This window comes from Pseudoalteromonas sp. SWYJZ19, assembly GCF_015864375.1.
Lineage (GTDB): Bacteria > Pseudomonadota > Gammaproteobacteria > Enterobacterales > Alteromonadaceae > Pseudoalteromonas > Pseudoalteromonas arctica.
In genome coordinates this window covers 52,167-61,839 of the sequence record NZ_JADYXI010000023.1, presented here as the reverse complement: position 1 = coordinate 61,839, position 9,673 = coordinate 52,167, and the positions used below count along the sequence as shown (strand labels likewise).

The 9,673-nt window shown below is 40.8% G+C and carries 8 protein-coding genes; 1 reads left to right on the top strand and 7 read right to left on the bottom strand.

Annotated elements, in window-relative coordinates; translation table 11 throughout:
* Positions 1-112 precede the first annotated feature (112 nt).
* Complete coding sequence (locus I6F45_RS18340; RefSeq protein ID WP_197161586.1) at positions 113-595, top strand: TFIIB-type zinc ribbon-containing protein; 483 nt, start codon at positions 113-115, stop codon at positions 593-595.
* Positions 596-675: 80 nt separating this feature from the next.
* Here I6F45_RS18340 and der read toward each other — a convergent pair whose 3' ends face one another.
* The 7 genes from der to pilW form a co-directional block, all read right to left on the bottom strand.
* A complete protein-coding gene (gene der, locus I6F45_RS18335; RefSeq protein WP_024592997.1) occupies positions 676-2,142 on the bottom strand; it encodes a ribosome biogenesis GTPase Der in 1,467 nt (488 codons plus the stop codon).
* Positions 2,143-2,216: 74 nt separating this feature from the next.
* Entirely contained in the window at positions 2,217-3,395 is a 1,179-nt protein-coding gene (bamB, locus tag I6F45_RS18330) for an outer membrane protein assembly factor BamB (protein ID WP_007583433.1), read from the bottom strand.
* Between the two features lie 10 nt (positions 3,396-3,405).
* On the bottom strand, positions 3,406-4,026 hold the full coding sequence (locus tag I6F45_RS18325) for a YfgM family protein (protein WP_007583431.1): 621 nt from the start codon (positions 4,024-4,026) through the stop codon (positions 3,406-3,408).
* Positions 4,027-4,045: 19 nt separating this feature from the next.
* Positions 4,046-5,326, bottom strand: a complete 1,281-nt coding sequence (gene hisS, locus I6F45_RS18320; RefSeq protein ID WP_197161584.1) for a histidine--tRNA ligase — start codon at positions 5,324-5,326, stop codon at positions 4,046-4,048.
* Between the two features lie 397 nt (positions 5,327-5,723).
* Entirely contained in the window at positions 5,724-6,842 is a 1,119-nt protein-coding gene (ispG, locus tag I6F45_RS18315) for a flavodoxin-dependent (E)-4-hydroxy-3-methylbut-2-enyl-diphosphate synthase (protein ID WP_010554970.1), read from the bottom strand.
* A 5-nt stretch (positions 6,843-6,847) separates the two neighbouring features.
* A complete protein-coding gene (locus I6F45_RS18310; protein ID WP_007583424.1) occupies positions 6,848-7,717 on the bottom strand; it encodes a RodZ domain-containing protein in 870 nt (289 codons plus the stop codon).
* The gene (gene pilW / locus I6F45_RS18305; protein WP_197161582.1) at positions 7,714-9,552 is read right to left on the bottom strand and encodes a type IV pilus biogenesis/stability protein PilW; all 1,839 of its coding nucleotides are present in this window, start codon (positions 9,550-9,552) and stop codon (positions 7,714-7,716) included. The genes I6F45_RS18310 and pilW overlap by 4 nt, the downstream gene beginning before the upstream one ends.
* Positions 9,553-9,673 lie beyond the last annotated feature (121 nt).

The window sequence follows — 9,673 nt, the reverse complement described above, 5'->3', positions numbered from 1 at the left end:
CGAGAACGAGTGAAACGTTATATTCTTCCAGAAAAAAGAAAACGGCCCAAAAGTAGGACCGTTCGAATTTCAAAAACTCGGTACACCATTAAGTCAAAGCATGCTTAACTGAATGGTGTTATCTCTTGAGCCGTTATTAATTGGCGGTATTACTGTTTACACTTCAGCGCAAGGCGGCGTATTTTTTGATAACAGCCAAATTTTTAAATTTAGCTCGCCAGAGTTAAAGCATGGTCAGGTATTGCTAAAATATTTGAGTGATCATATCGAGAGTGAATACGATGTATCGCTACGAATAAACTGCCCACAGTGCAAAAGTATTGTGATGATGCGCAGGTATTTTTCGCCAGTTAAGGCTGTCGAAATAGATGAATGCCCAGGCTGTGCAGGAATATGGCTTGATAGCGGCGAGCTGGCAAAAATACACGAAAACCATTTAACACCTAAAGAGCGAAAGCTATTAGCTCATGAAATGGCAACCAATCATGGCTTTATAACTATTAAATCACCTACTTCTAGGTTTACGCCAACTAATAAAAATGCACATGAAGCCACGGTGGAGAACTTAGTGCGCTTAGCTTTACTTGGTTTGTAACTCTTAATAACATATTAAAACAAAAACGGCGTACTAAAAAGTACGCCGTTTTTATTGTAATAAACTAACTCTTGAAAAGTTTATTTATTACGGTTTTCTTTAGCAAATGCACGTATTTTACGCTTTTGCGACAGTGTTACTTTATTAACACGACCAGCAAATGGGTTTTCACCTTCTCTAAATTCGATTTTGATAGGGGTGCCCATAATTTTAAGCGCTTTACGGTAGTAGTTCATCAGGTAGCGTTTATAACTATCTGGTAAATCTTTAACTTGGTTACCGTGAATAACAATACGTGGTGGGTTATAACCACCGGCATGCGCATATTTGAGCTTAACACGACGACCACGAACAAGTGGCGGCTGGTGATCGGCTTGAGCCATGTCCATAATACGACGTAACATTGCAGTACTTATACGTTTAGTCGCTGATTCATACGCTTCGTCAACAGACTCGAATAAATGACCAACACCTGTACCGTGTAGTGCAGATATAAAGTGTAGGCGTGCAAAGTCAATAAAGCCTAAACGGCGATCGAGCTCTGATTTAATACGATCTTTAACGTAATCGTCTAAGCCATCCCATTTGTTCACTGCAATTACCAATGAACGACCTGAGTTAAGAGCAAAGCCTAATAAGCTTAAATCTTGATCAGAAATACCATCGCGAGCATCAACAATCAATAACACAACGTTACAATCTTCGATTGCTTGAAGCGTTTTAATGACAGAGAACTTTTCAACTACGTCGCTTACTTTTTTACGCTTACGAACACCTGCGGTGTCAATTAACACATACTCTTTTTCATTTCGAGTCATCGGAATGTAGATAGAGTCACGTGTTGTACCAGGCATGTCGTATACAATTACGCGATCTTCACCCAGTATACGGTTTGTAAGCGTTGACTTACCAACGTTAGGACGACCAATAATCGCAAGCTTTACAGGTTTGTCTGCAAATGCCTGGTGATCGGTATCGCTGTCTTCATCTTCTTCGTAAAGATTAATAAGCTCTTCGTCATCGCCTGTTACGTCTTCGTCTTGTGCAGCTAATTCAGCAATAAGCGGCTGAAGTGTTTGCTCAAGTAATAACGTAATACCACGGCCATGCGATGCAGCAATGTGATGAATTTCACCTAATGATAATTGGTAAAATTCAGCACAGTTTGAATCTGCATCAATACCATCGGTTTTATTGGCAACAACAAAACACTTTTTATCTTGTTTACGCAAGTGATTAGCAATTGCTTGGTCAGCTACGGTCATACCTACACGAGCATCTACTAAAAACAGAACAATGTCGGCTTCTTCAATAGCTAGCAGAGATTGATCTGCCATTTCGATTTCGATGCCTTCTTCTGAGCCATCAATACCGCCCGTGTCTACCACGATAAATTCATAGCCATCGTAACTAGCTTGGCCATATTTTCTATCTCGTGTTAAACCTGGAAAATCGGCTACGAGTGCATCACGAGTACGTGTTAAACGGTTAAATAATGTGGATTTGCCCACATTGGGTCGCCCAACTAGAGCGATCACGGGAAGCATAAACTACCTCTTTAAAAAACAACAAAAGGCTTCGCAGTGCGAAGCCTTAAAAAAACCATATGACTATTAGTAACTTAGTTTGGTATTTTTACCATACTAACTTCACCATCACGGGTGTATAAAATTAGCTTATCGTCGGCAACAACTGGCTCAACAAAAAAGCCCGAGCTGTCAAAGTCTTCACGAGATACTAGCTCGCCAGTTTCTTTATTTAGCCAATGTAGGTTACCTTCTTGGTCGCCTAAAGCTAAGTGGCTACCTGCAACTGCAGGGCCTGTTAGGTACCAACCGCGTAGAGCGGGTTGGCTCCAACGTTCAATACCTGAATTTTTATCTAATGCGTAAATAACACCATCGCTATCTACTAAATAAATTGTTTGTGCATCCATCGCAATTTCGCGGTAGCTGCTGTACTCGCGTTTCCATACAACATTACCAGAGCGAATATCTACAGCGGCTAAGTTGCCGTTGTAAGCTATAGCGTAAGCGTATGGACCGCTAATAAGTGGTTGAGTGTCTACGTCAACTAGGCGTTCAAATTCTGATGCGCCTTTAGCAACCGCAATTTCTGCGCTCCATGCTGAGTAACCACTGTCTGAAATTAATACGCTCAGTTTGCCTGTTTCAAGGCCTACTAATACACCACCGTTAGCAACGGTTGGTGAGCTTTGTCCGCGTAATGTTAGTGGTGGAACTTCTTGTTCAAAGCTCCAACGCTCTTCGCCTGTATCTGGGTGAAGGGCTAACAATTTACCAGAGCCTAAATTTACAAATATTAAGCCATCGCCTGCTGTTGGTTTAGACAGAGATTCGCCTGGTACGTTTTTACGCCAAACTTCTTCACCAGTTTCGCGATCAAGAGCAATAATAAAGCCGTGTTCAGAACCAATATAAATTTTACCATAGGCTTGCAAGATACCACCTGATAATTTTGCATTACCGTTGTCAGCCCAAGGCCAAAACGATAAATCTTGGCGTACATCGGTTTCCCATTTTGTATCGCCATTATCAAGCGAAAGCGCTTCTACTTGGCCTTCGCGGCTAGCAACATACACAGTATCTTTGTAAACTGCGGGTGTTAAACGAGAAAAATAATGCTCTACGCCATCACCTACAGATTCTTGCCAAACAACGTCAGTTTCAAATTGGTTTACAATTTCAGGAAGTACTAGTTCATCTTCATCATCACTTGATGAACAACCCATCAATGTTGCCATACATAGGGCAAGGGCTGCTGTTGTAAATTTTTTCATGCCTAAAACCTTATGCCGCTGGGCTAGTTACTGCTAGGTCATCTAACTTAATTTGTAATAGTGGGTTACTTGTTAATCCACCCGCATCTATTGCTGCTTGGTATGCAGTACGTGCTTGATCTTTATTACCTTGCTCAGTGTAAATATCGCCTTTAAGCTCGGCCACGTTTGCATTGAACGCTTCAGGTAATGGTGCATTTAATGTTGTTAATGCATCGTCATATTTAGTTTGCGCAATTTGAACACGTGCTAAACGTGTAATCGCAATTGCTTTTAATTCTGTATTTGGCGTATTAGACACAACCCAGCTTAGCTTTTCGCTTGCTACGTCTAGTTTTTTCGCTTCTACTGCGTCTTTTGCAGCAACGAATGCAGCAAGTGTTGCGTAGTTTGTGTCTTTATTTTCGCTAATAAACGCATCAGCTGAAGATAAAACATCATCGCTTTCAACAAGCGCTGTATATGAATCTGATGCTTTTTCAGCGGTAGTAATTTGGTTTTGGTTATATGCTTTCCAGCCATATAAGCCACCTAGGCCAACAAGTATACCTAGCGCAAGTGAAATGCCGTTTTCACGGAAAAAGCGTTTAATGGCTTCTGCTTGTTGTTCTTCTGTTGAATAAATATCCATTCTTACCTCTAATGTTCGCTTAGCCGTTAATAAGCTCAGCTAATAGCGCTTTAGCTTGTTCTAATTCTAATGTGACTTGTTCTTTACGCTCGCGTAAATACTTGATGGTCACAACGCCTTTTTCTAATTCATCTTCACCAATAATCACTGCAACAAGTGCATCGCTTTTATCAGCACGTTTTAATTGTTTTTTAAAGTTGCCGCCGCCCGCATGTACCATAACGCGTAAACCCGGTACGTCTTTACGTAGTTGCGCTGCAATTGCAGGAGCTTGAATGCTTGCTTTGTCGCCCATTGCTGCTAAATATACATCAGCATTACGACGAATGTCACCTACACACTCAAGTGCTTGTAGTAATAATACTAAGCGCTCTAGACCCATTGCAAAACCAACTGCTGGCGTTGCTTTGCCGCCAAGTTGTTCAACTAAGCCATCGTAACGTCCGCCAGCACATACAGTGCCTTGTGCACCTAAACTGTCGGTTACCCATTCAAATACAGTGCGGTTGTAGTAGTCTAAACCACGTACTAACTTTTCATTAATCGTATATGAGACGCCAGCAGCGTCTAAACGTTCACATAAATTTTCAAAATGTTCTTTTGATTCAGCATCTAAATTTTCAGACAATTTAGGCGCATCAGTTAAAATTGCTTGTACGTCTGGGTTTTTGCTATCAAGTACGCGTAATGGATTTGAATACATACGACGTTTTGAGTCTTCATCAAGCACATCAAGGTGTTGCTCAAGGTAGGCTACTAACGCATCACGGTAATCTGCACGCGCTTCGTTAGACCCTAAAGAATTTAGCTCTAAACGAACGTGCTCAGTAATACCAAAGGCTTCCCATAGCTGCGCTGTTAATAAAATAACTTCTGCGTCTATGTCGGCTGTAGCAATACCAAATGTTTCTAAACCAAATTGGTGAAACTGACGGTAACGACCTTTTTGCGGGCGCTCGTGACGAAACATTGGACCCATGTACCAAAGGCGTTGTTCTTGGTTGTATAGTAAGCCATTTTGGTTGCCAGCACGTACGCATACTGCGGTGCCTTCTGGGCGAAGTGTTAATAAGTCGCCATTGCGATCGGCAAAGGTGTACATTTCTTTTTCTACTATATCGGTAACTTCACCAATAGAGCGTTTAAATAAGTCGGTTGATTCTACAATAGGAAAACGAATTTCTTGATAACCGAACGATGCTACTGTCTCGCGTAAAATGTTTTCTACTTTCTGCCAAACTTGTGTATCGCCCGGCAGACAATCGTTCATACCGCGAACTGCCTGAATTTGTTTTGCCACTGATAAATCCTAAATGCTGTTTTTTGTGTAATGAAAAATGCTTACACAACAAGAATGCTAAAAATTGACCCGTCATTATATACCCAAATGACCCCATGATGCGAGTTTCAGTTGGAATTAAAAGCGATTTAGGCAAGGCATTGATTGAAAGTAATAGTGGTTCTATTGTTAAAATCAATAACGCAGTATAAATCGCTTTTAAACCAACCCGTTGGGCGGTTCACAGACACTTACTCTCATCGTTGTTACTTTTTAAAAGGGATTGCCATTCTTGCAAAGTAACGCCTTGATATTAAGAGCCTGTGAAACGCTGAATTCTGTATCTTAGGGTCGTTTGGGTATCCACTAGCTATAAAGGTAAACGGCAAACTACGGGGTTTGCCACCTTGAACGGTATTTATTCGACTATTTTTATGTCAATCGGTGTTTGGTTCTGCTTTTTCTCTATAAAGTCGCGTACATAACCTTCAAGCTGGTCAACAATGTTGTTGTTATCAATGCGCGCTTTTTGGCGTTCGCCATTTATATACAAACCAGAACGACGATTTGCACCGGCAAGCCCTATATCACTCACAAGCGCTTCACCTGGTCCATTTACAACGCAACCAATTACCGAAACTGACATAGGTTCGATAATATCCTCTAAGCGCTCTTCAAGTTGGTTCATGGTGCTTACTACATCAAACTCTTGGCGTGAGCAGCTAGGGCAGGCAATAAAGTTAATTCCACGCGAACGAATGCGCAATGAATTTAAGATATCAAAGCCTACTTTAATTTCTTGTACCGGGTCGGCAGCAAGTGATACACGCAGGGTATCGCCAATACCTTCGGCAAGAAGCATACCTAAACCTACTGCAGATTTAACAGAGCCTGAGCGCATGCCGCCCGCTTCGGTAATACCTAAATGCAGTGGTTGGTCTATTTCTTTAGCGAGTAAGCGATATGCACCTACAGCTAAAAATACGTCAGACGCTTTTACTGATATTTTAAATTGGTCAAAATCAAGGCGGCGCAATATATCTACATGGCGCATTGCTGATTCTAATAAGGCTTCTGGTGTTGGTTCGCCGTATTTTTCTTGTAAGTCGCGCTCTAGTGAACCGCCATTTACACCAATACGAATAGGAATGTTATGCTCGCGTGCTGAGTCTACTACGGCTCTTATACGCTCTTCACTACCTATATTACCCGGGTTTATACGCAGGCAATCTACACCGTATTTTGCTACTTTTAAGGCAATACGATAATCAAAATGAATATCGGCTACTAGCGGAATAGTCACTTGTTCTTTAATACTTTTAAACGCTTCGGCTGCATCCATTGTTGGTACTGATACACGGACTATGTCGGCACCTGCATCTTGTATTGCCTGTATTTGTGCAACAGTTGCATCAACATCCATGGTGTCGGTGTTGGTCATTGATTGCACTGCAATAGGGGCACCATCACCAATAGGGACGTTACCTACATTGATTCGGGTGGATTTTCTGCGTTTAATTGGAGATTCTGAAAACATAGCGACTACTCTGCTAGTGGTAATGTAAATTTGGCTAAACGGTTTTGAGGAAATGCAGAAACATCTACAGGTTCACCGTTTAAAGTAATGTCTACAGCGTCATGCTTACCAAGCACAACTGAAAAAGGAGGCGTACCGCTTACGGTCATAATGTAGCCTGCTTTTTTAACGCCGAATGCTATTTTTTCGCCTTCGCCGTCGTAAATTTCAACCCAACTTTCGCCATTAAAGTTCATGACAATTGTACTGCTAGCATCGTCTTGACTTGCGCTGTTAGAAGCAATAGGAGCCGTTTCTTTAACTATTTCTGGGCTTGTTGATGTTTCACTAGACGTGCTTTGTGATTCTAATAATGATTCATCGTCAATTTCGGCTTGTTGCTGTTGCTCTGAAATACTGGGTTGAGCGGCTTGGCGCTCGCTCATTTTTGAGTTGGCAACGTTTATGTTACTCGTTTGCTCTTCAATAGGTGTCGCGTTTTGCCAAAACCATAAAGCAGATGAGCCAATAACAATCGCTAAAATTAAATAGCTAAAAAACATTAAGCGGCTGTCGTTTGCTTCTTTTTCTGTACGGCGTGAAAAACTCTGCATATTAGCGGGTTTAGCCGGCTCCGGTGGGGCTGGCATCATTGCTAATATAGGTGCGCTATCTACTTTTAATTCACGGCAATAGTTTTTTATATAGCCTTTAACAAAAGTAATAGGGCCTAGTAATGTAAATTCATCATTTTCAAGGCGTTTAATTTGAAGTTCAGACAGCTTTAACGGTGCAGCAATAGTCGCTATGCTAACGTTCGCTTGTTCTCTGTGATTTTTTAATATCTGGCCTACAGTTGGCTGTTCGCTCTGTGTTTGCGTATTTTCTTCATTCATAATGTGTATGAGTCTGGATCCACTAGTAAAAGTTTGTGCCCTGGTTTTAGTGCTATATCAGGACTTAATTTATTCCATCGCATTAATTCATCAATTAACACATGCCGCTGGGTAGCTATATCGTAAAGGGAATCACCAGCTTTAATTTCGTAATAAATATTTGGATCGTTTAGGTATATTTTACTTCCATTCATTACCCGATCCGACTCTTTTAGACCATTCCATTGCAGGAGCTTTTGTAGTTTAACATTGTATCGCACCGAAATGCTAAATAGGTTTTCGCCAACAGCAATTACGTGAAATGGCACGCGTAAAGGCGATACTTTAGGGTTAAGCATTGGGAGCTCTGTTTTTTGTACTGCTTCGTAACTTTTAAATTCAATATCTGCATCATTTTGATAGCTGCTATTTTCAAATACAGTTGTATTTTTAGTCGCTTCGTAGAATACCACGTCACTACTATTTTTTTGAGCGGTAACCGCAGGAGCTGAATTACTATAGTTACTAGTTTGCTGCGAATTAAACTGGCCTGTTTTAGGTGCGCCAAACGAAATTATTGTAACTTCGTCATCAGCTTTAGTTGGTTGCTTTGCTGCTATAGCTTCTTTTTGAGGTTCGTAAACGGGCTTAGCTTTTTTAGGTGCAGCTACTACGGAATCTGCAGAGTCGTGCTCAGTAGTAAGTGCAAGCATAACAGCCGATGTATCGGTAGGTTTGCTTGGCGCGACGACTTTAGGAGCATCTTCTTTTTGAGTTGTTATTTGTTTTGCTATTACGGCTGTTTCATCGGCTTGCTTACTGGCCGTGTTTTGTACCGCCTTAGCTTGCTTTTCTCTTACTATAACTGGATTTACATCTTGGTTATTTGCTATTGCGATCTTTTTATCTGTTTTTTGCTCGTCGTTTGTTACCAAGCTTGTTGAACCGTCTTGTGGTGAACGTTTCTTTCTGATTACTTTTATTTTTGGTTTTGAACTAACGTGCGCGCCGCTTTCGTCATTTTTTAGTTCTTTTAACTGCGCTTTACGGTATTTTTCTCGCAGTATTTCAAACTCATTAAAACGTGTTCTTTTCTCTTTTAATGCATAGGCTTCGTTACTGCTAGAGTAAGTTTGTAAGATAGTGCTGGAAATTTTTTCAGCCTCTTCTATTCTGCCCATTCTGTTTTTTACAAGGTAGCTAAGCATTAATGCGCGAGAAGATACTCGACCTGTGCTTTCGTAGCGTTTTAAAAGTTCACTGGCTTTGTATAAGTCACTTTTTGCGTAATACAGCGCTGCTAAACTAATTAACGTAGATGTACGCTGAGAGCTGTGATTAAGTGCCTGTTGAAAGTAACTTTCTGCATTTTCAAAATCATCAAATTCAATAGCACACAAGGCTAAATTTTCGTAACTTTCGGCAACGCGAATATAACTTGGTACTTCAATGGCTTTTAAAAATTGATCAGTTGCACGATCGTATTCATCAATACCACATAAAAACACGCCGTAGTTATTAAGGGTATTAGGATCGTCAGGCTTTATTTCGAGTGCTTTTTGGTAGGCTTTATCAGCTAGCGGGTTTTCGCCTACTTGTTGATAGTAATAAGCAAGAGAGTAATGTACTTCAGGTAGGTCAGGAGCAAATGCAGCTGCACGTTCTAAATTGTATTTGGCTTGAGAGTTATTACCCGTTTTTAAATACTGTAGGGCTAAAGCAATTCGTGTTCGTGCTGCGCCAGTATTATTAATTTTATTTTCGACGACGGGTTTATTACTGCCGTTATAACTACTTTCGCTAACACAGCCACTTAAGGCAAGTGTTGATAGTGTTATAGCAAGTATAGATCGCATTACCTTATCTCTTTATTTTTAGTCCATGGCGCCTATCTTACCTAAAACCTTTGTTGTTGCATCATTTATTTAAAAATAAACAACTTAACCACCCTACATGACTAATTAACATAGGGTGGTT